General features: G+C 67.5%; 17 protein-coding genes. 13 read left to right on the top strand and 4 right to left on the bottom strand.

Annotated features, from left to right (window positions below; translation table 11 throughout):
* The first annotated feature begins 240 nt into the window (after positions 1–240).
* The 4 genes from L1081_RS01175 (at position 241) to L1081_RS01160 (ending at position 4,935) form a co-directional block, all read left to right on the top strand.
* Positions 241–1,734 carry a cytosine permease gene (locus L1081_RS01175; protein WP_489414810.1) on the top strand — a complete coding sequence of 498 codons (1,494 nt, stop codon included), beginning with the start codon at positions 241–243 and terminating at the stop codon, positions 1,732–1,734.
* A 26-nt stretch (positions 1,735–1,760) separates the two neighbouring features.
* On the top strand, positions 1,761–2,498 hold the full coding sequence (locus tag L1081_RS01170) for an aspartate/glutamate racemase family protein (protein WP_489414809.1): 738 nt from the start codon (positions 1,761–1,763) through the stop codon (positions 2,496–2,498).
* A 49-nt stretch (positions 2,499–2,547) separates the two neighbouring features.
* Positions 2,548–3,303 carry an FCD domain-containing protein gene (locus L1081_RS01165; protein ID WP_489414808.1) on the top strand — a complete coding sequence of 252 codons (756 nt, stop codon included), beginning with the start codon at positions 2,548–2,550 and terminating at the stop codon, positions 3,301–3,303.
* A 144-nt stretch (positions 3,304–3,447) separates the two neighbouring features.
* Positions 3,448–4,935 (top strand): solute carrier family 23 protein, encoded by a 1,488-nt coding sequence (locus tag L1081_RS01160; RefSeq protein WP_489414807.1) that lies wholly within the window; start codon positions 3,448–3,450, stop codon positions 4,933–4,935.
* 7 nt (positions 4,936–4,942) lie between these two features.
* Here the strand turns inward: L1081_RS01160 and L1081_RS01155 are convergent, their stop codons facing one another.
* A complete protein-coding gene (locus tag L1081_RS01155) occupies positions 4,943–5,800 on the bottom strand; it encodes an aldo/keto reductase (protein WP_489414806.1) in 858 nt (285 codons plus the stop codon).
* An 85-nt stretch (positions 5,801–5,885) separates the two neighbouring features.
* On the opposite strand from L1081_RS01155, the gene L1081_RS01150 reads away from it, so the two are divergent.
* The 3 genes from L1081_RS01150 to L1081_RS01140 all read left to right on the top strand — a co-directional run bounded on the left by L1081_RS01150 (position 5,886) and on the right by L1081_RS01140 (position 10,177).
* Positions 5,886–8,066, top strand: a complete 2,181-nt coding sequence (locus L1081_RS01150) for a PAS domain S-box protein (protein ID WP_489414805.1) — start codon at positions 5,886–5,888, stop codon at positions 8,064–8,066.
* Positions 8,063–8,677 (top strand): response regulator, encoded by a 615-nt coding sequence (locus tag L1081_RS01145; RefSeq protein ID WP_489414804.1) that lies wholly within the window; start codon positions 8,063–8,065, stop codon positions 8,675–8,677. Before L1081_RS01150 ends, L1081_RS01145 begins: the two co-directional genes overlap by 4 nt.
* A 147-nt stretch (positions 8,678–8,824) precedes the next feature.
* Entirely contained in the window at positions 8,825–10,177 is a 1,353-nt protein-coding gene (locus L1081_RS01140) for an MFS family transporter (RefSeq protein WP_319439126.1), read from the top strand.
* Positions 10,178–10,198: 21 nt separating this feature from the next.
* Here the strand turns inward: L1081_RS01140 and L1081_RS01135 are convergent, their stop codons facing one another.
* Both L1081_RS01135 and L1081_RS01130 read right to left on the bottom strand, forming a co-directional pair.
* Entirely contained in the window at positions 10,199–11,107 is a 909-nt protein-coding gene (locus tag L1081_RS01135; protein ID WP_489414803.1) for a hypothetical protein, read from the bottom strand.
* 44 nt (positions 11,108–11,151) lie between these two features.
* On the bottom strand, positions 11,152–12,489 hold the full coding sequence (locus tag L1081_RS01130) for a glycosyltransferase (protein WP_489414802.1): 1,338 nt from the start codon (positions 12,487–12,489) through the stop codon (positions 11,152–11,154).
* Between the two features lie 199 nt (positions 12,490–12,688).
* Between L1081_RS01130 and L1081_RS01125 the strand changes: the two genes are divergently transcribed.
* The 5 genes from L1081_RS01125 (at position 12,689) to L1081_RS01105 (ending at position 17,981) form a co-directional block, all read left to right on the top strand.
* Positions 12,689–14,023 (top strand): C4-dicarboxylate transporter DctA, encoded by a 1,335-nt coding sequence (locus tag L1081_RS01125; protein ID WP_489414801.1) that lies wholly within the window; start codon positions 12,689–12,691, stop codon positions 14,021–14,023.
* A gap of 9 nt (positions 14,024–14,032) precedes the next feature.
* Entirely contained in the window at positions 14,033–14,737 is a 705-nt protein-coding gene (locus L1081_RS01120) for a GntR family transcriptional regulator (protein ID WP_015866725.1), read from the top strand.
* 87 nt (positions 14,738–14,824) lie between these two features.
* Complete coding sequence (locus L1081_RS01115) at positions 14,825–15,907, top strand: AI-2E family transporter (protein ID WP_489414800.1); 1,083 nt, start codon at positions 14,825–14,827, stop codon at positions 15,905–15,907.
* A 128-nt stretch (positions 15,908–16,035) separates the two neighbouring features.
* A complete protein-coding gene (locus tag L1081_RS01110; RefSeq protein WP_489414799.1) occupies positions 16,036–16,467 on the top strand; it encodes a DUF2141 domain-containing protein in 432 nt (143 codons plus the stop codon).
* A gap of 14 nt (positions 16,468–16,481) precedes the next feature.
* Positions 16,482–17,981: a carotenoid oxygenase family protein gene (locus tag L1081_RS01105; RefSeq protein ID WP_489414798.1), complete on the top strand. Its 1,500-nt coding sequence runs from the start codon at positions 16,482–16,484 to the stop codon at positions 17,979–17,981.
* A gap of 18 nt (positions 17,982–17,999) precedes the next feature.
* Here the strand turns inward: L1081_RS01105 and L1081_RS01100 are convergent, their stop codons facing one another.
* On the bottom strand, positions 18,000–18,902 hold the full coding sequence (locus tag L1081_RS01100; RefSeq protein WP_489414797.1) for a LysR substrate-binding domain-containing protein: 903 nt from the start codon (positions 18,900–18,902) through the stop codon (positions 18,000–18,002).
* A gap of 112 nt (positions 18,903–19,014) precedes the next feature.
* Between L1081_RS01100 and gcl the strand changes: the two genes are divergently transcribed.
* On the top strand, positions 19,015–20,808 hold the full coding sequence (gene gcl, locus L1081_RS01095) for a glyoxylate carboligase (RefSeq protein WP_489414796.1): 1,794 nt from the start codon (positions 19,015–19,017) through the stop codon (positions 20,806–20,808).
* Positions 20,809–20,824: the final 16 nt, after the last annotated feature.

The following is a 20,824-nucleotide window of genomic DNA, read 5'->3' as shown; positions in this document are numbered from 1 at the left end:
AAGAAAGCACGGCCGCGCCGATGCTGAACCGGGCACCAGGAAAGGTGCGAAATGCGCGATTGCGCGCCTCCAGCAGCGGATCGTGCGGCGGCCGCCATCTCAGGGAATCTACGGATATATGATTTGCCGGATGGGCTTGATTGCACACGGTTTTTGTATACAAATAACGCACCCGATAGCCGGTGCGGAAATTTGCGCTGGAAGCGGTCCCTCAACCACCCATTCGCACGAGGAAAGACCATGAGCACAGTCGTCAGCCAGGCCCCCGCGGGGGCGAGCGAAGCCGGCCATGCGCCGCATGCCGAATCCAATGCGCTGATCAAGCCCGGCTACCACCCGCGGCTGACCAACGAAGACCTGGCTCCGCTGCGCAAGCAGACCTGGGGCCAATACAACATCTTTGCGTTCTGGATGTCCGACGTGCACAGCGTGGGCGGCTACATCACGGCCGGCAGCCTGTTTGCGCTCGGCCTGTCGAGCTGGCAGGTGCTGGTGTCGCTGCTGGTGGGCATCGTGATCGTGCAGTTCTTCTGCAACCTGGTGGCCAAGCCGAGCCAGGTGACGGGCGTGCCCTACCCCGTGGTGTGCCGCGCGCCCTTCGGCGTGCTGGGCGCCAACATCCCGGCCATCATCCGCGGGCTGATCGCGGTGGCCTGGTACGGCGTGCAGACCTATCTGGCCTCGGCTGCCTTCATGGTGCTCGCGCTGCACATGTTCCCGAGCCTCGCGCCGTATGCCGACGTGGCGCAGCACGGCTTCGCGGGCCTGTCGATGCTGGGCTGGCTGGCGTTCATGATCATGTGGGTGCTGCAGGCCTTCGTGTTCTGGCACGGCATGGAAGCGATCCGCAAGTTCATCGACTGGGCCGGCCCGGCCGTGTACGTGGTGATGGCCATCCTGTGCGGCTGGCTGGTGTGGAAGGCCGGCTGGAGCAACATCGACCTGAACCTGGGCGGCATCAAGTTCCAGGGCTGGGACGCGCTCCCGGTGATGCTCTCGGCCATTGCGCTGGTGGTGAGCTACTTCAGCGGCCCGATGCTCAACTTCGGCGACTTCTCGCGCTACGGCAAGAGCTTCGACGCGGTGAAGAAGGGCAACTTCTGGGGCCTGCCGATCAACTTCGTGTTCTTCTCGCTGCTGACGGTGATCACCACCGCGGCCACGCTGCCGGTGTTCGGCGAGCTGATCACCGATCCGGTGCACACCGTGGGCAAGATCGACAGCACCACCGCCGTGGTGCTGGGCGCGCTGACCTTCATGATTGCGACCATCGGCATCAACATCGTGGCCAACTTCGTCTCGCCCGCCTTCGACTTCTCGAACGTGGCGCCGCAGCACATCAGCTGGCGCACGGGCGGCATGATCGCGGCGGTGGGCTCGGTGTTCCTCACGCCGTGGAACCTCTACAACAGCCCCGAGGTCATCCACTACACGCTCGACGTGCTGGGCTCGTTCATCGGCCCGCTGTTCGGCATCCTGATTGCAGACTACTACATCGTGCGCAGGCAGCAGATCGACGTGGACGCGCTCTACACCATGAGCCCCAAGGGCGAATACTGGTACAGCGGCGGCTACAACCCGAAGGCGATCCAGGCGCTGATCCCCTCCGCGCTGGTGCCGATCCTTTGCGTGATGGTCCCGGCGCTGCGCGGTGGCGCGAACTATGCATGGTTCATCGGCATGGCACTGGGCTTCGTCATCTACGCCCTGCTGAACCGTAACAACAAGACTTGAAACACTGAAAGAGAAAGGGCCGCGCCGTGCGCATCAAGATCATCAATCCCAACACCACCTGGAGCATGACCGAGAAGATCGGCGCCTGCGCCCGTGCGGTGGCGAGCGCCGGCACGGAGATCGTCGCGGTCAGCCCGGCCATGGGGCCGGTCTCCATCGAGAGCCACTACGACGAGGCATTGGCCGTGCCCGGCCTGCTGCAGGAGATCGCGGCCGGCGAGCGCGAGGGCATCGACGGCTACGTGATCGCCTGCTTCGGCGATCCGGGCCTCAAGGCCGCACGCGAACTGGCGCGTGGGCCGGTGGTGGGCATCGCCGAAGCCGCGATGCACCTGGCCAGCATGGTGGGCAGCCGCTTCAGCGTGGTGACCACGCTCGGCCGCACCATGGGCCAGGCCTGGCACCTGGCCGAGATCTACGGCATGGAACGCTTCTGCGCCAACGTGCGCGCCTGCGAATTGCCGGTGCTCGAACTCGAGGAGCCCGGCTCCAAGGCGCGCGAGCGCATCGTTGACGAATGCCGGCGCGCGCTCGAGGAAGACGGCTCCGACTGCATCGTGCTGGGCTGCGCCGGCATGACCGACCTGTGCGAGCACATCGGCGGGCTGCTCGGCGTGCCGGTGATCGACGGCGTGGCCGCGGCCACCAGGCTCGTCGAATCGCTGGTCGCGCTGAAGCTTTCGACCAGCAAGCGCGGCGAGCTGGCCCATCCGCTGCCCAAGGCCATGAAGGGCGCGCTCGAAGGCTTCACGCTGCGCGGCTGACAGAAGGCGGCGCGGGCGCGGCAGCCACCCGCTGAGCCACAATCTCCGCATGCCCCGCGCCAGCACCAAATCCACCGCATCCCCTGCCACCGCCGCTGCGGCCGAAAACGGCGCGGCTGCCACCGACAAGGGCAGCTCCATCGAAAGCATCGCGCAGGACATCGCCACCGCCATCGTCGAAAAGCGCCTGCCGCCCGGCACCTGGCTGCGCGAAGAGGCACTGGGCCGCGTCTATTCGGTGAGCCGCACCAAGATCCGCGCAGCCTTGCTGATGCTCTCGAAGGACAAGCTCATCGAGATGATTCCCGACAAGGGCGCGTTCGTGTGCCAGCCCACGGTGCAGGAAGCGCGCGAGGTGTTCGCGGTGCGCCGCATCCTCGAGAGCGAAGTGGTGCGCCTGTTCATTGCCAGTGCACGGCCGCGCGACTACCAGGTGCTGGAGCAGCACATCAAGTTCGAGCGCACCGCGCTGCGCCAGACCACCACCACGGGCACCGTGCGCGAGAAGGTGCTGGGCGACTTCCACGTGGCGCTGGCCGAGGCCACGGGCAACAAGACGCTGGCCGAGCTGGTGCGCGAACTGGTCGCGCGCAGCTCGCTGATCGCGATGCTCTACCACTCGTCGAACGACCCGCATTGCTCGTCGGACGAGCACTCGGACTTCCTGCGCATCTGCCGCAAGGGCGACGTTGAAGGCGCCGTGCTCTGCATGATCGACCACCTCGAGCGCATCGAGGCCAGCCTGGAGCTCGGCACCGAGAAGCCGGACCGCCAGCTCGACCTGGTGAAGGCGCTGCTCGCCTGAAAAAAGAAGCGGCACCGCGATGCGGGTTTTCCTGCATCCAGATTGCGGCATAAATTGTATACAGTTTGGCGTACACAACGAGTGGACGCCACGGGCACCGCGCCGTCCACGCACCTTTCCCCTTGCCGCTGCAGGAGAAACGCAATGACGGCCGACACCCTTTCCACAGTCCACCCGGTAGACCAGCGACTGCCTTCGGGCAAGCTCGCGGCCCTCGGCCTTCAGCATGTGCTGGTGATGTACGCGGGGGCCGTGGCGGTGCCGCTGATCGTCGGCCGCGCGCTCAAGCTCTCGCCCGACGAGGTGGCGCTCCTGATCTCGGCCGACCTGTTCTGCTGCGGCATCGCCACGCTGATCCAGGCGCTGGGCGCCACGCAGTGGTTCGGCATCAGGCTGCCGGTCATGATGGGCGTGACCTTCGCATCGGTCGCGCCCATGGTGGCCATTGCCAATGCCAACCCGGGCCAGAACGGCGCGCAGCTGCTGTTCGGCGCGATCATCGGCGCGGGCGTGGTGTCGATACTGATTGCGCCGCTGGTGAGCCGCATGCTGCGCTTCTTTCCGCCGGTGGTCACGGGCACCATCATCGCGGTGATCGGCATCAGCCTGATGCGCGTGGGCATCAACTGGATCTTCGGCAACCCGGTGGGGCCGACGGCGCCCGCGCTGGTGGATCCGGTGTATGCCAAGTGGCTCGCAGAGGTCACTTCGCCGGGCAGCTCGATTCCCGCCGTGCCCAAGGGCTTTGCCATCATGCCGACCGTGCCCAACCCCAAGTACGCGGATCTCCCGGGCTTCGGCGTGGCGGCGCTGGTGCTGGTGTCGATCCTGCTGATCGTCAAGTACGCCAAGGGCTTCGTCGCCAACATCTCGGTGCTGCTGGGCATCGTGATCGGCGCGGTGGTGGCCTCGATCGCCGGACTCATGACCTACGAGAAAGTCGGCAAGGCGGCCTGGGTGGACGTGGTGCTGCCCTTCCACTTCGGCATGCCGCAGTTCGATCCGGTCCTGATCCTCACGATGACGCTCATCATGATCGTGGTGATGATCGAGTCGACCGGCATGTTCCTCGCGCTCGGTGAAATGACCGACCGGAAGATCACCCAAAAAGATCTGGCCAAGGGCCTGCGCACCGACGGCCTGGGCACGCTGATCGGCGGCATCTTCAACACCTTTCCGTACACCAGCTTCTCGCAGAACGTGGGGCTGGTGGCCGTCACGGGCATCAAGAGCCGCTATGTCTGCGTGGCCGGCGGCGTGATCCTGGTCGTGCTGGGCCTGCTGCCCAAGATGGCGGCGCTGGTCGAATCGCTGCCCACGGTGGTGCTCGGCGGCGCGGGCCTGGTGATGTTCGGCATGGTGGCGGCCACGGGCATCCGCATTCTCTCGGGCGTGGACTTCAAGACCAACCGGCACAACGCGATGATCGTGGCGGTGTCGATCGGCATCGGCATGATTCCGCTCATTGCGCCCAACTTCAAGCAGTGGATGCCGCATGCGATCCACTCGCTGATCGAGTCGGGCATCCTGCTGGCGTCGATCAGCGCGGTGCTGCTGAACCTGTTCCTCAATGGCGCGAAGCACGACGAAGAGGCCGTGATCGCCGCGGCCAAGCAGGCCGAAGCCCACTAGAAACTGCTCAGATCATCGCCAGCGGCGCCTTGCGGCGCGGCGGCGGATGCAGGCGGTCGAGTTCGGCAAGCGTTGCCGCATCGAGCTTCAGGTCGGCGGCGGCGAGGTTCTCCTGCAGGTGCGCGCTGCGCACGGCCTTCGGGATCGCGGCGACGCCGGGCCGCGCGATCACCGCGGCCAATGCGAGTTGCGCGGCGCCGATGCCGAGCCGCGCGGCCAGCTCCTGCAGTGCGCCGTCCGCGGCCAGCGCGCCCTGGTCGATCGGGCTGTAGGCCATCAGCGGCATGCCGTGTTCGCGCAGCCAGGGCAGCAGGCTGAACTCCGGGCCGCGTTCGGCCAGCGACAGGTACACCTGGTTGGCCGCGCAGCCGGGGCCTGGTCCGACGAGCGGCGCCAACTCCTGCATGTCGTCGGTGTCGAAGTTGCTCACGCCCCAGCGCGCGATGTGGCCCTTGGCCACCAGCGCCTGCATCGCATCGACCGTTTCGCGCAGCGGATGGCTGCCGCGCCAATGCAGCAGGTAGAGGTCGATCGTGTCGAGCCCGAGCCGCTTCAGGCTGCGCTCGCAGGCCTCGGGCGTGCCGCGCCGGCTCGCGTTGTGCGGGTAGACCTTGCTGACGATGAAGAGCTCCTCGCGCCGCACGTCGCCCGCGCGCAGGGCCTCTGCCACGGCCTGTCCGAGGACGGTTTCGGCGCCGCCCTCGCCGTACATCTCGGCGGTGTCGATCAGCCGGTAGCCCATCGCGATGGCTTCGCGCACCGCGGCAACCTCGGCCGCACGGCGGCCCGCGATCTCGCCCATGCGCCAGGTGCCGAGGCCGAGCACCGGCATCTCGCCGCCGGCCGGGAGTGAAAGGGTTCGCATGAGGGCGATGGTACGGCGGCCCCGGCGGCCGATCCGCGTATCGGGGCAAAATCCCCGGTCGCCGCCCCGGTCGGCCCCGCCTCCCATGCCGCCCCTGCCTCCCCTCCCGCCCGAAACGCCAACGGCCCGCTCCCGCACTGGTCGATGGCGCACGCTGCTCGCCTGGACAGCCGCCGTGGCCGTGGCGCTGCTGCTGATCGGCGCGGCGGGCCAATGGGCCGCGGCCCGAGAGGCGACCTTCCAGGCAGATTCGATCCGCCGCGCGATGGAAGTCCATGTGCTGGGCCTGCGCGATGCCGCCGGCAAGTACGGCTACCTGCCGCGCACCGCGGGCATGCACCCCGATGTCTTCGACGTGCTGGCCCATCCGCGCGACCCGGCCGCGCAGCAGCGCGCCAACCGCTACATCGAGGAGGTGAACCGCCACGCGGGCTCGGACGCGCTCTACCTGATCGACCTGCAGGGCCTTACGCTGGCGGCAAGCAACTGGGCCACGCCGCAGAGCTTCGTCGGCGAGTCCTATGCCAACCGGCCCTACTTCATCGACGCGCGGGCGGGCCGCAGCGGCCTGTTCTACGGCGTGGGCCAGACCACCGGCGAGCCCGGGCTCTTCATGTCGGCACCGGTGCGCTCCGAGGCCGGCGCCGTGCTGGGCGTGCTGACGGTCAAGATCAGCCTGCGCCAGCTCCAGGAGGCCTGGACCTTCGCGCGCGAGCCGATCCTGCTGGCCGATGCGCGCGGCATCGTGTTCCTGAGCTCGGTGCCGGCATGGATGTACCAGGCCACGCGGCCGCTCGCCGCCAGCGACCTGGACCGCATGACGCGCGAGCAGCAGTACGGCGACCGCACCGGCTTCTCGCCGCTGCCATGGACGGTGGAGCGCGAGAAGGGCCATCCGGGCTACCTCGTGCGCACAGAGGTCAGCGGCAAGGCTCGCCGCTTCCTCGCGCTGGACGAGCCGCTGCCCGACCTGGGCTGGACGCTGACCGTGATGGCCGACCACGCCGAGGTCGCCCGCGCGCGCGAGCGCACCTGGATGCTGGGCCTGCTGTGCGCGGGCGTGCTGCTGCTGGGCGGGCTGTACTGGCAGCTGCGCGAGCGCCGCTTCGCCGAGCAGCGCGATGCGCGGCGCGACCTGGAGCGGCGCGTGCGCGAGCGCACGCACGCGCTGGACGAGGCCCACGCCTTCCGCAAGGCGATGGAAGACTCGCTGCTGGTGGGCATGCGCGCACGCGATCTCGAAGGACGGATCATCTACGTCAATCCCGCCTTCTGCGAGATGACCGGCTACGGCGCCGACGAGCTGCTCGGGCGGCTGCCGCCCTACCCCTACTGGCATCCCGACGACGTGGCGCAGCACTGGCTGCACTACCAGGCCATGATGAGCGGGCAGCCCGCGCGCTCGGGCTTCGAATCGCGCCTGCAGCACCGCGACGGGCACGAGGTGATCACCATGGTCTACACGGCGCCGCTCATCGATGCCGATGGACGCCACAGCGGCTGGATGAGCTCGGTGGTCGACATCACCGAGCAGAAGCGCGCCGAGCTGCGCCAGCGCCAGAACGACGAGCAGCTGCAGCATGCGCAGCGCCTCGCCAGCCTGGGCGAGATGGCGTCGACCCTCGCCCACGAGCTGAACCAGCCGCTGATGGCGCTGAGCAATTTCGCGAGCGCCGCCAAGGCCTTCGCGGAACAGGGCAACCAGCCGCTGCTGGCCAGCAGCCTCGACGAGACCGTGGCGCAGGCCCGGCGCAGCGCCGAGATCGTGCGGCGCATCCGCGGCTTCGTGCGCCAGCGCACCGCCGGCACCGAGGATTGCGCGGTGGCGGCACTGGTCACCAATGCGCTGGCGCTGCTGCAGGGCGAGATGCGGCTGCGCCAGGCGCGCGCGGAGGTCCGCATCGCGCCCTCGCTGCCCCCGGTGCGCGGCGACCGTGTACTGCTGGAGCAGGTGCTGCTGAACCTGCTGTCCAACAGCCTGCACGCCATGCTGGGCACGCCGCCCGAAGAGCGCGTGGTGGAGGTCGAGGCCGAACTGCTCGAAGGCCGCGTGCACATCCGCGTGGCGGACCGGGGTTCCGGCATCGACGCCGCGCTGGCCGAACAGGTGTTCGCGCCCTTCTTCACCACCAAGGCCGGCGGACTGGGGCTGGGGCTGAACATCTGCCGCACCATCGTCGAAGCCCACCGCGGCCGGCTGTCCTTTGCCAACCGGGCCGGTGGTGGCACAGTTTTCACCCTCGAACTGGAAATCTCACCCCCGTGACCGCCCTTGCCAACCACCTGTGCATCGTCGACGACGATGAGGCCGTGCGCCGCTCGCTGGGCCTTTTGCTGCTGTCGCGCGGCCATGCGGTGCAGGCCTTTGCCTCGGGCGAGGCCTTCCTGGCCGGCGCCGACCTGCAGCGCCCGGGCTGCGTCGTGCTGGACCTGCGCATGGAGGGAATGAGCGGGCTGCAGGTGTTCGATGCGCTGCGTGCGCAGGACAGTCCGCTGGTGGTGATCTTCCTGTCCGGCCATGGCGACATTCCGATGGCCGTCGAGGCGGTGCAGAACGGTGCCTTCGGCTGGCTCGAGAAGCCCTGCAACGACGAGCGCCTGCTCGAGAGCATTGCCAAGGCGCTGCAGAAGGCCGAGGAGATCGCCCTGCGCCGGCAGGCCCGCCAGGCCGCCGAGGCCCTGTGGTCCAAGCTGACGCCGCGCGAGATGCAGGTGGCCCGGCTGGTCGCCCAGGGCCTGCCCAACAAGCGCATTGCGCTGGAGCTCGCGCCGCTGGAGCAGCGCACGGTGGAAACGCACCGCGCCCACGTGTTCGCCAAGCTCGGCCTGTCGAACAGCCACGAGCTCGACCGCTTCCTGCGCGAGCACGGCTTGTAACTTTTTCTAGGTATTTACCCTTGCGTACACGTACGTAGCGGCGCGGCGGGCGGCTACGGACGACAGCGCGGCCCCGGCCGGACAGACTTGCCGGCACGGCTTTCCGCGGCTCCGCGGGGGGCCTCAGCCAGAGACAAGGACCCCCGAATGACCGCCATTGCCAGCGCCACCGCCGGTGCCTCCAGCCCGGACGCGACCAGCGCCAACGCGCCCAACACCACGCCCTACACCTTCGAGGAAAAGCGCAAGCGCATCTTCGCCATCTTTGCCGCCTCGTCCGGCAACCTGGTGGAGTGGTTCGACTTCTACGTCTACGCCTTCTGTGCGATCTACTTCGCGCCCTCGTTCTTTCCCAAGTCGGACCCCACGGTACAGCTGCTGAACACGGCGGGCGTTTTCGCGGCCGGCTTCCTGATGCGCCCGATCGGCGGCTGGCTGTTCGGCCGGCTGGCCGACCGCAAGGGCCGCAAGACCTCGATGGTGACCTCGGTCGTCATGATGTGCGTGGGCTCGCTGGTCATCGCCTGCCTGCCCACCTATGCGCAGATCGGCGCCTGGGCGCCCGCGCTGCTGCTGGCCGCGCGCCTGCTGCAGGGCCTGTCGGTCGGCGGCGAGTACGGCACCACCGCCACCTACATGAGCGAGGTGGCCATGCGCGGCCAGCGCGGCTTCTTCTCGTCGTTCCAGTACGTGACCCTGATCGGCGGCCAGCTGCTGGCCGTGGTGGTCGTGGTGGTGCTGCAGCAGGTGCTCGACGAGGCCGAGCTCAGGGCCTGGGGCTGGCGCATTCCCTTCGTGCTGGGCGCCGTGGCGGCCATTGTGGCCCTGATGCTGCGCCGCACGCTGACCGAGACCGCCAGCACGCAGACCCGCGCCGCCAAGGGCGCCGGCAGCGTGGCCGAGCTGTTCAGGCACCACAAGCGCGCCTTCTTCGTGGTGCTGGGCTACACGGCCGGCGGCTCGCTGATCTTCTACACCTTCACCACCTACATGCAGAAGTACCTGGTGAACTCGGCCGGCATGTCGATCAAGACCGCGAGCAACGTGATGACCGCCTGCCTGTTCATCTACATGTGCATGCAGCCGCTGTTCGGCGCGCTGTCGGACCGCATCGGCCGGCGCAGCAACATGCTGCTGTTCGGCGCGCTCGGCGCGCTGATGACGGTGCCCGTGCTGAGCAACCTGCAGAGCGTGGGCAGCCCGCTGATGGCCGGCGTGCTGATCACGCTGGCGCTGGCGGTGGTGAGCTTCTACACCTCGATCAGCGGCATCGTGAAGGCCGAGATGTTCCCGCCCGAAGTGCGCGCGCTGGGCGTGGGCCTGTCGTATGCGGTGGGCAATGCCATCTTCGGCGGCAGCGCCGAATACGTGGCGCTGGGCCTGAAGTCGATCGGCCACGAGTCCTACTTCTACTGGTACGTGACCGCGATGATGGGCGTGGCCTTCATGGTGAGCCTGCTGCTGCCGAAGCAGGCGACCTACCTGCACCACGACAAGTAGCCAGGCAACAGGCGCCCGGCCTCAGAAAAGAATCACCCACTCCCCGCGCAGGTAGCGGTACTGGTAGCTGGGCCCCGAGAAGGTGGTGCTGCGGCTGTAGCCGGCGCCGAAGCGGAACACCTGCGATCCCCTGACGGGGCTTTGCAGGTTCACGTCCAGCAATCGCGTCGGCTGCCGGAATTCGTGGTTGATCGTCTCGGTCCCGAGCCCGGCCGTGACCGCGAGGGTCCAGCCCTGGAAGCGCTGCCGCCAGCCGACCGCCAGCATCGCCTCGCTGTAGTTCTTCGGATTGAAATAGGCCCTGTCCACATCCTCGTGGCTGCTGCGGTAGGTTCGATAGCGCGCCTGCAGGGTCAGGCCCAGGTCGAGCGACGGCTGGTAGATCAGCCGCAGGCGGCCGTGGTCGCGCCGGTTGCCGTCCGAGAAATACTGCTGCGCCGCGAGCCCGACCAGGGTCACGTGGCTTCCAAGCCCCTGGTCCACGGCCACCCCGACAAACGAAAAATCGATGCCGCGGTCCAGCGACTTCGGGGTCTCCACCCAGTCGCGCGTCACGAGGAACTCCACCGCCGTGCTCTTCGTGGGCGACAGGCGGTAACTGCCGTCGAGCGTGAGCAGCGTGTGCCCGCCCTGCTGGAACGCGCCGACCTCGATCGCGCCTCCGTCGGTGGTCTTCGTTTCGACCGAGCGGGCCAGGAACGAGACCTTCTTGCCGGCCCTTTGCCAGTTGCCCTGCTTGTATTGGTAGTCGCCGAGCCGGAACCCGAGGTAGCGGTCGGCGTTTTCAAAGGCGGGAAAGAATTCCACCGACACCCGGCGCGATTGAAAACTGTCGCTGTCGCTGGTGAGGAAGAATTCCGGGCCAAAGGCCATGCCGGCCGGTTTTTCGCTGGCCTTTTCTTCCTCCGCCCTGCAGGGAGCGGTCAGCACCAGGACGCCCAGGGAAACCGCGGCAAGAGACCTCGGCAGCCCCCTCATTTGGTTCCCCAGGCCTTGGGCTTCCTGAACAGTTCATCGAGATAGCCGAGCACGCTGGCCGGCTGCAGGATCAGGCTGTACAGCAGCACGTAGACCAAGAAGCCCTGGATATTCTTTCGCACCACGAGGCCTGTCTTCCTGAACATCCGCCGTTCGATCCGGAACATGAGCAGGCTCAATGCGAATGTGGCCGGTATCAACGCGAGGGTCATGATTCCCACGATCCAGTAGTGGCCGAAGAACGCGAGAATTATTCCGGGTATGAAGCCGATGGTGCATGCCAGGTCCAGCCACGGAAACAGCAGGTTCCAATAGATGAAGAAGGTCGACAAGCGCGGCTTGACCAGGATCCCCGGGTGCTTGATGAAGGCTTCCGCCATGCCGCGCGCCCATCGCTGGCGCTGCTTGACCAATTGCTTGACGGTGGTGGGCACATTGGTGAACAGGCACGCATCCTCGCAGTGGCCCACCCGGTAGCCGGCTTTCAGCAGGGCCCAGGTGAGCACGATGTCCTCGCCCACGCATTCGGGCCATCCGCCAACCTCGATCAGCGCAGCCCGGTCGTAGATGGAAAACGCACCCTGGGCAACCAGCGTGCCCTGGAACAGCGATTGCACGCGCTTGATGGCGGCAATGCCATGGAAGTAATCCCATTCCTGACAGCGGGTGATCCAGTTCAGCCGCGAGTTGCGGACCAGGATTTTTCCCGCCACGGCCCGCGTATGGGGCGGATCGGCGCGATAGCGCTCGACGATGCTGGTCAAAGCGCCGCGGTAAAGGAAGGAGTCGGCATCGACGGTGATGACCAGGTCGTGCGCCACCTCCTTGAACCCGATGTTCAGCGCGCGCGCCTTGCCGCCGTTTTTTTCCAGGTCCAGGAAGGTCAGCCACGGGTACCGTTCCCGGGCACGCTGAACGACAAGCGAGGTGCCGTCCGCGGACCCGTCATTGATCACGATCACCTGCAGCTCGCCCGGGTAATTCTGCCGATCGATGCTGACCAGCGTCTCGTCGATGGACGCTTCCTCGTTGTAGGCCGCGATCAGGATGGAGATCGGCGGGTAGACGGCCAACGCGGGATGCGCCGGCCTCTTGTCCAGCAGCAGGCTGATGGCCAGGAATGCATTCATGAAGCCCGGAACAATGGCAATGCCATACACCAGGAAAATGGCCAGGGCCATCCCGACGCGATCCGTCAGATCGGCCAGCCAGGGGTCCGCCGCCCATATCGAGAACCACATCCAGGCGCAGGCGCCAATCAACGCAATAAAAAACTTGCCCGATACGGGCAGGTAAATCATTGGCTGCAGCGCCTTCTGGCCTTCTTCGTTCATGTCGCTCTCGAGTGTTCCAAGCGAATGTAACTCTCGACAAATGTTGTGAACAGTTTAGTTACATTCTTGGTGACTGTTAACAACACTGGAAGCCGGGAATACCCTCTGGCTCCCTGGAAGTCTTCTTGCCTACATTGCTTGTATGCAAGAAAAGCGATCCTTGCATGCAAACACCGCCAAGACATACAAGGAGACTTCCATGCCTCGCTTCGCCAAATCGCTCTTCGGCCAGGTCGTCATCGCCCTGATGCTCGGCGTGCTCGCCGGCCTCTTCATGCCGGAGTTCGCCGTCAAGCTCAAGCCGCTCGGCGACGGCTTCATCAAGCTGATCAAGATGATCATCCCGGTGCTGGTGTTCTGCGTGGTGGTGCACGGCATCGCGGGCGCGGGCGACCTGAAGCGCGTGGGCCGCGTCGGCGTGAAGGCGCTGATCTACTTCGAGGTGCTCACCACCATCGCGCTGGCCATGGGCCTGGTGCTGGCCTTCGTGTTCGAGCCCGGCGTCGGCATGAACGTGGACCCGGGCAAGCTCGACGCCGCGGCCATGAGCGCCTACGCCTCGAATGCCGACAAGCTCACGAGCGGCGGCACGGTCGAGTTCCTGATGAAGCTGATTCCCACCACGGTGGTCGCCGCCTTTGCCACCGGCGACGTGCTGCAGGTGCTGCTGTTCGCGGTGCTGTTCGGCTGCGCGCTGTCGCTGCTGGGCGAACGCGGCAAGCCGGTGGGCGCGGTGGTGGACGCGCTTTCGCTGGTGCTGTTCAAAATCATGGGCATCATCATCAAGCTGGCGCCGCTCGGCGTGCTGGGCGCCATTGCCTTCACGGTGGGCAAGTACGGCATCGGTTCGCTCAAGCAGCTGGGCATGCTGGTGGCCCTGTTCTACGGCGCGGTGCTGGTCTTCGTATTCGTGGTGCTCGGACTGGTCATGCGCATGTCGGGCTTCAGCCTGTGGAAGCTGCTGCGCTACCTGCGCGAGGAGCTCGCCATCGTGTTCGCCACCACCTCGTCGGACAGCGTGCTGCCGCAGATCATGGCCAAGCTGCGCCGCATGGGCATCCGCGACTCGACGGTGGGCCTGGTGATTCCCACGGGCTACTCGTTCAACCTGGACGCCTTCTCGATCTACATCACGCTCGCGGCGGTGTTCATCGCGCAGGCCACCAACACGCCGATCTCGATGGCGGACCTGCTGACCATCCTTGCGATCGCGCTGGTCACCTCCAAGGGCGCGCACGGCGTGCCGGGCTCGGCCATCGTGGTGCTGGCCGCCACGCTGCACGCGATTCCCGCCATTCCGGCCATCGGCCTGGTGCTGGTGCTCTCGGTCGACTGGTTCATGGGCATTGCGCGCGCGCTGGGCAACCTGATCGGCAACTGCGTGGCCACGGTGGCCATCGCGGCCTGGGAAGGCGACATCGACCGCGAGCGCGCCCATGCCGTGCTCGACGGCAGCTACTCGCCCGACGACGAGCCGCTGGCCGAGCCTGACGTGCCGGCAGCGCCCCTGGGCGCGGGCGCCGGCGGCCGCTGAAAACGACCGATGGCCACCGACGTCAATCCCACCTCCATCGCCGAGCGCGTGGTCGAGGCCATCCTGGCGCAAAAGCTCGCGCCGGGCGAGCGGCTCGGCGAGCAGGCGCTGGCCGAGAACTTCGCGGTGAGCCGGACCATGGTGCGCGAGGCGCTCATGCAGCTGCAGGCGCGCGGCTTCGTCGAGGTGCAGTCGCGCCGCGGCTGGTACGTGGTGGAGCCCTCGGCCGAGGAAGCGCGCGACGCCTTCTCGGCACGGCGCATCGTCGAGGCGGGCATCCTGGCCGAAAGCGAAGGCCGGCCGCTGCAGAAGGCCATCCGCAAGCTGCGCGACCACATTGCCGACGAGCAGCGCGCCATCGAGGGCGCCGACGCCGCCACGCGCGCTTTCCTGCTGGCCGATTTCCACGTCTGCCTGGCCGAGCAGATGGGCCACCAGTTGCTGGTCGACGTGCTGCGCGACCTCACGGCCCGCACCACGCTGGCCGCGACGCTCTACCAGTCGAGGCACGAGGCCGGGCAGTCCTGCGCGGAGCACGGCGCCATCGTCGCCGCGCTGGAGGCCGGCGACACGGCCAGGGCGCGCCAGCTGATGATCGAGCACATCGGCAATGTCGAGCGCTCGCTCGAGGTCGAAACCACCGCCGGGCCCGACGCGCCCGCCCGGCTGCGCGCCACGCTGGCGCCGGTGGCGCTGCCGCGCGCCAGGCGCTGACCCCCGGCACTCCGGCGGCAGCGCCGCACAAGGGCGTGCCGACCGACACGGCGGTGCATTCAGGCTCGGCTACAGTCCGAATCACCTATGAATTCACCCCAACTCCAGCGCGGCGTGTTCCTCGCCCTGCTCGCCGCCGTCACCGTCGCCTTCCTCTGGGTGCTGATGCCGTTCTTCGGCGCGGTGCTGTGGGGCGTGGCGCTGGCCATCCTGTTCACGCCGCTCTACAAGCGGCTGCTGAAGAAAATGCCCGGCTGGCGCAACGCCGCGGCGCTGTCGACGCTGGCCATCTGCCTCTTCATCGTGATTCTTCCGCTGGCCATGGTGGGCGTGTCGCTGGTGCAGGAGATCGTGCAGGTCACGCAGAGCATCCGTTCGGGGCAGATCAATTTCGCGGCCTACTTCCAGCAGATCCTCAACGCCTTGCCGCAGTGGCTGCTGAACCTGTTCGACCGGTTCAACCTTGGCGACATGGAGGCCTGGCAGGCCCGCATCTCCGCGGGCGCGGCGCAGGGCAGCCAGCTCATCGCCGGCCAGGCGCTGACCATCGGCCAGAACACCTTCGACTTCGTCATCAGCTTCTTCGTGATGCTGTACCTGCTGTATTTCCTGGTGCGCGACGGCGCGGCGCTTTCGAAGTCGATGCGCGAGGCCGTGCCGCTTGCCAGGCCGCACACGCACTACCTGCTCAACAAGTTCACCACCGTGATCCGCGCCACCGTCAAGGGCAACGTGGCGGTGGCCATTGCGCAGGGCGCGATCGGCGGGCTGGCCTTCTGGCTGCTGGGCGTGCAGGGTGCGCTGCTGTGGGCCGTGCTGATGGCCTTTCTCTCGCTGCTGCCCGCCGTGGGCGCGGCGCTCATCTGGGGACCGGTGGCCATCTATTTCCTTGCCACCGGCCATTTCTGGCAGGGCGGCATCCTGGTCTTCGTGGGCGTGTTCGTGATCGGCCTGGTCGACAACATCCTGCGCCCCGTGCTGGTGGGCAAGGACACGCAGATGCCTGACTACATCGTGCTGATGTCGACCATCGGCGGCATGGCGATCTTCGGCATCAACGGCTTCGTCATCGGTCCGGTGATCGCGGCGCTGTTCATGGCGGCGTGGAGCCTGTTCGTGGAGTCGGGCCAGCTGGAGACCGGCCCCGGCGACGACAAGAAGGGCAGCTGAAGCAGGCGCGCCCTGCGCCGGCCGGGCGCATTTCGCGCGGGCGTTTCCGTATTTCGTCGCATCGCGCTGGGCGGCGCGCGGCGCTTGCGGGATCGTCGAGACCTCCAACTTCCGACGAGGTCTCTCCCATGAACTTCCTGCTGTCCCGAGCGAGCCGGCGCGCCCTGTGCGCCGCGGCGCTGCTCTCCCCGCTGGCCGCGCTCGCGGCCGACCTGAGCGTGAACGTGGCCGACGGCCCGGCTGGCGACGCCACGCTGTACGTGGCGCTGTACAACGACACCGCTAGCTACGCCGACAGCAAGGTCGCAGCCTCGCAGACCGCGCCGATGCAGGGCGGCAAGGCCCGGCTCGTGTTCACAGGACTGGAGCCGGGGCGGTACGCGCTGCGGGCGTTCGCCGACGAGAACGGCAATGGCAAGCTCGACACCAACCTCATGGGCATGCCGACCGAGCGCTATGGCTTCTCGAACGACGCGAAGGGCAACCGCGCCGCGCCCGCCTTCGAAGCCGCGGCGATCAGCGTCGATGCCGACCTGCAGACCGTCATTCACCTGCGCTGAGGGGCAAAAACGCCATGGAACGACGCGAACTCCTGCGCCTGCTGGCCTCGGCCGGCGCCCTGAGCCTCTTGGCACCGCTGGCCCGCGCGGCCGGCACTGCCGACGACTGGCAAGCCCAGTTCGAAGCCGCCGGTGCGCCCTGGAAGACCGGCTTCGCCACGCCCCCGGACGACCTGCCGCTGACCCGCGCCACGGTGCGCGGGCGCTTTCCCGATGCCGTGGCCGGTACGCTTTTCCGCATCGGCCCGGCCGGCCACGACCTGGGCGGCAAGCGCTACCACCACTGGTTCGACGGCGACGGCATGGTGCACCGCTTCGTGATCGACGGCGCCGACGTGCGGCACCAGGGCCGCTATGTCGCCACGCCCAAGCGCGTGGCCGAGGTGCGGGCCGGGCGCCGCCTGTTCGAGGCCTTTGGCACCATGCCGCCGGGCGTCGAGCCGCCGACCTCGGCCGACAGCATCAACGTCGCCAACACCAGCGTGCTGCCGATGCAGGGCGAGGTGCTGGCGCTCTGGGAAGGCGGCTCGGCCACGCGCGTCGACGCGCGCACGCTGGACACGCTGGGCGTGAAGACCTGGCGGCCCGACCTCGCGGGCATGCCGTTCTCGGCCCATCCCAAGGTCGATCCGGACGGCACGGTGTGGAACTTTGGCGTGAGTTCCGGCCAGGGCCTGCTGGCGCTGTACGAGATTGCGCCCGAAGGCATGCTGCGGCGCGCAGCCGTTGTGCCGGTAGCCGACATGCCGATGGTCCATGACTTCGCCGTGACCGAACGGCACATGGTGTTCCTGATGCCGCCGCTGGTCTACGACGGCAGGCGCAAGGAGGCGGGTGCGAGCTTTCTCGACGCCCATGTCTGGCGGCCAGAACTCGGCATGCGCGCCCTGGTGGTCGACAAGCAGAACTGGGAGCGGCGCCAGCTTCTCGCGCTGCCAGCCGGCTTCCTGTTCCACGTCGGCAATGCCTGGGAAGAAGACACGCCGCGCGGCCCCCTCATCCACATCGACTATGTGCGTTCGGACAACGCCGACTCGGTGTTCACGGCCAACCGCGAAGTGATGCGCGCGCGCCGCGTGAAGAGCACCCACCCGCGGCTGACCGTCGCCACGCTGAACCTCGGCACTGGCCAGGCCACGCAGCAGGTGCTGGCGCAGGAAGCCGAGTTTCCGCGCATCGACCCGCGTCGCGTCGGCCTGCGCCATCGCCATGTGGTTCATGCCACCCAGACGCGCCTCGATGTGCCGGGCTTCGGTGCGATCGCGCGAACCGATGTCGAAAACGGCCGCAGCCAGCGCTTCAGCTACGGCACGCAGGCCATGGTGGAGGAACATGTCTTCGTGCCCGACGGCACCAGGCCGGGCTGGGTGCTGGGCACGGTGCTTGATTTCGGCCGGCAGAAGACCGTGCTGTCGTGCTTTGCGGCCGACCGGCTGGCTGCAGGGCCCGTGGCGCAGGCCACGCTGCCGTACACACTGCCACTGGGCCTGCACGGCGCCTTCGTGCCGGCCTGAAGCAGGCCGTGGGCATGCTCAGCCGCCCCACCAGCCCTCGGCAAAGCGCCCCTGCAGGAAGGCCACGAAGCCCGACACCTTGCCCGGCACCAGCTTGGGCGAGGGAAAGACGGCGTGAATCTCCTGCTCGGGCAGCTTATGGTCGCCGAGCACTTCGAGCACCTTGCCCGAGGCCAGCGATTCGCTCGCCACGTAGCGCGGCATGAGCGCAATGCCCAGGCCGTCGCGCGCCGCGGCCAGCACCGCGGACAGGTTGTTGGAGCGGAAGCGGCCCGAGACCGGCACCGTCACCGGATCGCCCCTGGGCGTGTGCATGCGCCAGAACTCGTCGCCCACCACGCTGCTGTAGATGAGGGCGACGTGCGCGCTCAGGTCCTGCGCGCGCCTGGGCGTGCCGTGCTTCTTCAGGTAGCCCGGCGCCGCGACCATGGCCCACGGGTTGGTGCCGAGATAGCGCGCGCCCAGCGACGAATCGGCCAGCTTGCCCATGCGGATGGCCACGTCGATGCCCTGCGCGATGAGATCGACATAGCGGTCCTCGAAGCTCAGGTCGAGCTGCACCTGCGGATGCCGGCGCATGTATTCGAGCGCCAGCGGCACCACCACGCGGCGGCCGAAGGCCACCGAGGTGCCGATGCGCAGCAGCCCCTGCGCCTGGTTCTGGCGCAGCTGCACGATGCTCTCGGCCTCCTCGGCCTCGCGCACGATGTTCTTGCACTTCTCGTAGTAGAGCGCGCCCGGCTCCGTGAGGCTCACGCCGCGCGTGTTGCGGTTGAGCAGCCGCACCTTCAGGCGCGCCTCGGTGGCCGCGACCTGCTTGGTCACGGTGGGCTGGGTGGTGTGGAATTCGAGCGCCGCCTTCGAGAAGCTGCCGGTCTCGACCACGCGCACGAACATTTCCATTGCCAACAATCTGTCCATGGCCGGCATCGTAATCACTTATTCCAGGTTGGAATAGGTTTTATGGCCCGCAGCCGTCTTCTTCGAATGGCCCGCGCTTCCTACAGTGGACGCCACTCAAGGAGACAGTCCCATGGCAAAAATGAAAGCGGTCCAGGCCGCCGTGCTGGTGATGGAAAAGGAAGGCGTGACGCAGGCCTTCGGCGTGCCCGGCGCGGCCATCAATCCGATGTATTCCGCGCTGCGCCAGCGCGGCACCATCTCTCACATCCTCGCGCGCCACGTCGAGGGCGCCTCCCACATGGCCGAGGGCTACACCCGCGCCGTGGCCGGCAACATCGGCGTGTGCATCGGCACCTCGGGGCCCGCGGGCACCGACATGATTACTGGCCTCTATTCGGCCTGGGCCGATTCGATTCCGATCCTCTGCATCACCGGCCAGGCGCCGCGCGCACGGCTCTACAAGGAAGACTTCCAGGCAGTCGACATCGAGTCGATCTCCAAGCCCGTCACCAAGTGGTCGGTCACGGTGCGCGAGCCGGGCCAGGTGCCGCAGGTGTTCCAGCAGGCCTTCCACCTGATGCGCTCGGGCCGCCCGGGCCCGGTGCTGGTCGACCTGCCCTTCGACGTGCAGATGGCCGAGATCGAGTTCGACATCGACAGCTACGAACCGCTCACCCCCTACAAGCCGGCCGCCACGCGTGCCCAGATCGAGAAGGCCATCGGCATGCTCCAGGCCGCCGAGCGCCCGCTGATCGTGGCCGGCGGCGGCGTCATCAACGCCGATGCGGCCGACCTGCTGGTGCGCTTTGCCGAGACCACCGGCGTGCCGGTGATCCCCACGCTGATGGGCTGGGGCGCCATTCCCGACGACCATCCGCTGATGGCCGGCATGTGCGGCCTGCAGACCAGCCACCGCTACGGCAACGCGACGATGCTCGCGAGCGACTTCGTGCTGGGCATCGGCAACCGCTGGGCCAACCGCCACACCGGTTCGGTCGACGTCTACACCAAGGGCCGCAGCTTCGTGCACGTGGACATCGAGCCCACGCAGATCGGCCGCGTGTTCACGCCCGACTTCGGCATCGTGTCCGACGCCAAGGCCGCGCTCGCGCTCTTCGTCGAAGTGGCCGAGGAGATGAAGGCCGCCGGCAAGCTGCGCGACCGCCGCGAGTGGGCCAGGTCGTGCATCGAGCGCAAGAAGACCATGCTGCGCAAGACCAACTTCGACGAAGTGCCGATGAAGCCGCAGCGCGTGTACCAGTGCATGAACAACAACTTCAGCAACGACACCTGCTACGTGAGCACCATCGGCCTCTCGCAGATCGCGGCTGCGCAATTCCTGCACGTGTACAACCCGCGCCACTGGATCAACTGCGGCCAGGCCGGCCCGCTGGGCTGGACCATTCCGGCCGCGCTGGGCGTGCGCGCCGCGGACCCGACGCGCAAGATCGTCGCGCTCTCGGGCGACTACGACTTCCAGTTCATGATCGAGGAGCTCGCGGTGGGTGCGCAGTTCAAGCTGCCGTACATCCACATCGTGGTCAACAACTCCTACCTCGGCCTGATCCGCCAGGCGCAGCGCGGCTTCGAGATGGACTACTGCGTGCAGCTCGCGTTCGACAACATCAACGCGGGGCTCGATGCAGGCATTGAAAGCAGCTACGGCGTGGACCACCTGAAAGTGGTGGAGGGCCTGGGCTGCAAGGCGATCCGCGTGAACAGGCAGGAAGAGATCGCACCGGCCATCCAGCGCGCCGAAGCGCTGATGGCCGAGTTCAGCGTGCCGGTCGTGATCGAGGTGATGCTGGAGCGCGTGACCAACATCGCGATGGGCACCGAGATCGACAACATCACCGAGTTCGAGCCCCTGGCCGAGCATCCGGCCGATGCTCCGACCGCCGTCGCGGCCGAGATGCTGGACTGAAGAGGAGCGACACGCC

It is taken from the genome of Variovorax sp. MSC1_012, assembly GCF_023667525.1.
Taxonomy (GTDB): domain Bacteria; phylum Pseudomonadota; class Gammaproteobacteria; order Burkholderiales; family Burkholderiaceae_C; genus Variovorax; species Variovorax beijingensis_B.
Note: the sequence above shows the minus strand (reverse complement) of the source record. Positions and strands in the feature narration are given on the sequence as shown.

Bases quoted from the DNA above. Each gene is read 5' to 3' on its own strand.
- L1081_RS01115 (WP_489414800.1), top strand. From the start codon at position 14,825: ATGAATTCACCCCAACTCCAGCGCGGCGTGTTCCTCGCCCTGCTCGCC.
- gcl (WP_489414796.1), top strand. From the start codon at position 19,015: ATGGCAAAAATGAAAGCGGTCCAGGCCGCCGTGCTGGTGATGGAAAAG.
- L1081_RS01100 (WP_489414797.1), bottom strand. From the start codon at position 18,902: ATGGACAGATTGTTGGCAATGGAAATGTTCGTGCGCGTGGTCGAGACC.
- L1081_RS01155 (WP_489414806.1), bottom strand. From the start codon at position 5,800: ATGCGAACCCTTTCACTCCCGGCCGGCGGCGAGATGCCGGTGCTCGGC.
- L1081_RS01150 (WP_489414805.1), top strand. From the start codon at position 5,886: ATGCCGCCCCTGCCTCCCCTCCCGCCCGAAACGCCAACGGCCCGCTCC.
- L1081_RS01110 (WP_489414799.1), top strand. From the start codon at position 16,036: ATGAACTTCCTGCTGTCCCGAGCGAGCCGGCGCGCCCTGTGCGCCGCG.
- L1081_RS01130 (WP_489414802.1), bottom strand. From the start codon at position 12,489: ATGAACGAAGAAGGCCAGAAGGCGCTGCAGCCAATGATTTACCTGCCC.
- L1081_RS01105 (WP_489414798.1), top strand. From the start codon at position 16,482: ATGGAACGACGCGAACTCCTGCGCCTGCTGGCCTCGGCCGGCGCCCTG.
- L1081_RS01120 (WP_015866725.1), top strand. From the start codon at position 14,033: ATGGCCACCGACGTCAATCCCACCTCCATCGCCGAGCGCGTGGTCGAG.
- L1081_RS01165 (WP_489414808.1), top strand. From the start codon at position 2,548: ATGCCCCGCGCCAGCACCAAATCCACCGCATCCCCTGCCACCGCCGCT.
- L1081_RS01160 (WP_489414807.1), top strand. From the start codon at position 3,448: ATGACGGCCGACACCCTTTCCACAGTCCACCCGGTAGACCAGCGACTG.
- L1081_RS01125 (WP_489414801.1), top strand. From the start codon at position 12,689: ATGCCTCGCTTCGCCAAATCGCTCTTCGGCCAGGTCGTCATCGCCCTG.
- L1081_RS01140 (WP_319439126.1), top strand. From the start codon at position 8,825: ATGACCGCCATTGCCAGCGCCACCGCCGGTGCCTCCAGCCCGGACGCG.
- L1081_RS01175 (WP_489414810.1), top strand. From the start codon at position 241: ATGAGCACAGTCGTCAGCCAGGCCCCCGCGGGGGCGAGCGAAGCCGGC.